Here is a 1,667-nt window from a genome sequence, read left to right as displayed (position 1 = left end):
TGCCAATCAGCGAAAAGAAAGATTCTTACTACTTTATTCTTCGATTATTTCAAATTCCGCAAAGGCTTATTTCGGAATCTGGCTGGACTGATCGCCCGGCTTGGCCGCCTCGGTCGGCGCAGCTGGTGCCGCAGGGGCTGCCTGTTGAGCCGGAGCGGCCGGCGCCTGCAGATTATCCATCACGCCACCGCTTTGCGAGACGTGGTGGTTGCCGATAAAAGTCAGGCCCAGGGTGGCAACGAAGAAGATGCCGGCGGCCACGGCGGTCGACTTCGACAGGAAGTTCGAGGAGCCGGTGGCACCGAAGAGGCTGCCGGATGCACCGGAGCCAAAAGCCGCACCCATATCGGCGCCTTTACCGTGCTGCAACAACACCAGGCCGATGATCGCCAGCGCTGCCAGCACCTGAACTACAACCACAACAAAAAACAAAGTATTCATTTAAACAAGTCCACTCTTGATGTTTCAACCGCCTGTCGCCGAAGTATGGCTTCGACAACTGACAAACCCCTTACTCTACTTCAGGCCGCCTTGATGATGGCCAGGAAATCTTCTGCCTTCAATGCCGCGCCGCCGATCAGGCCGCCATCGATGTCGGCCATGGCCAGCAGTTGCTGCGCATTGTCCGGCTTCATGCTGCCACCGTACAGGATGCGCACCTTGGCCGCCGCTTCCGCACTCTTGGCACCCAGGCGCGCGCGCAGCATCGCGTGCACTTCCTGGGCCATCTCGGGCGTGGCGGTCTTGCCGGTGCCAATCGCCCAGACCGGCTCGTAGGCCACGACGATGCGCGCCGCATCCTCGGTCGACAGCGCCGTCAATACCACGTCCAACTGACCGCCGACGACTTCATTGGTCTGGCCGGCTTCGCGCTGCTCCAGCGTTTCTCCCACGCAGACCAGCGGCACCAGGCCAGCCTTCAATGCCGCCACCGTCTTGGCCGCCACCGCCGCGTCGGACTCGCCGTGATAGGCGCGACGCTCGGAGTGACCAAGGATGACGTACTGCACACCGAACTCCTGCAGCATCGCTGCCGACACCTCGCCTGTGTACGCGCCCGCAGCGTGTGCGGACATGTCCTGCGCTCCCAGCGCCACCGGAGAACCCGCCACTGCGCCCTGCACTTGCGCCAGGTAAGGCGCCGGCACACACACGGCCACATCGCACACCTCGGCCGGCAGGCCTTCTTTGATGCCGGCCAGCAGGGCCGCATTGGCAGCCAGGCTGCCATTCATTTTCCAGTTACCGGCTACGAGTTTGCGACGCATAGGCTGAGTTCTACGAGATGGGTGTCAATTTGGATAACCTCGTATTGTAGCCGGTTGGCGCAAAGACGGTCAAACCAGACCGTCCGCCCTCACCTGCCAAGCCCACGACCTCACAGTTCCAGCATGATCTTGCCGATGTGGGCACTCGACTCCATCATGGCGTGCGCCTGGGCTGCCTGCTCCAGCGGGAAGCGCTGGTGGATCACCGGCTTGATCTGGCCGGCTTCGATCAGCGGCCAGACATGCTGGCGCAGCTTGGCGGCAATGGCCGCCTTGAAGGCCACCGGACGCGGACGCAAGGTCGAGCCGGTAATGGTCAGGCGGCGCCGCATCACCTGTCCCATGTCGAGCTGCCCCTTGCTACCGCCCAGTTGCGCGATGAACACCAGGCGACCATCG

The 1,667-nt window shown here is 62.3% G+C and carries 3 protein-coding genes; all 3 read right to left on the bottom strand.

Features of this window, described 5'->3' with window-relative positions; genetic code table 11:
• Nucleotides 1–66: 66 nt before the first annotated feature.
• Nucleotides 67–441, bottom strand: a complete 375-nt coding sequence (gene secG / locus I5W_RS23100; RefSeq protein WP_083893613.1) for a preprotein translocase subunit SecG — start codon at nt 439–441, stop codon at nt 67–69.
• A gap of 80 nt (nt 442–521) precedes the next feature.
• A complete protein-coding gene (tpiA, locus tag I5W_RS23095; RefSeq protein ID WP_083893612.1) occupies nt 522–1,268 on the bottom strand; it encodes a triose-phosphate isomerase in 747 nt (248 codons plus the stop codon).
• A 110-nt stretch (nt 1,269–1,378) separates the two neighbouring features.
• The coding region (locus I5W_RS23090) for a zinc-binding dehydrogenase (RefSeq protein ID WP_044531004.1) at nt 1,379–1,667 on the bottom strand (289 nt) is incomplete at its 5' end.

It is taken from the genome of Herbaspirillum sp. B65, assembly GCF_000333555.1.
Taxonomy (GTDB): Bacteria; Pseudomonadota; Gammaproteobacteria; order Burkholderiales; family Burkholderiaceae_D; genus Herbaspirillum; species Herbaspirillum rubrisubalbicans.
Note: the sequence above shows the minus strand (reverse complement) of the source record. Positions and strands in the feature narration are given on the sequence as shown.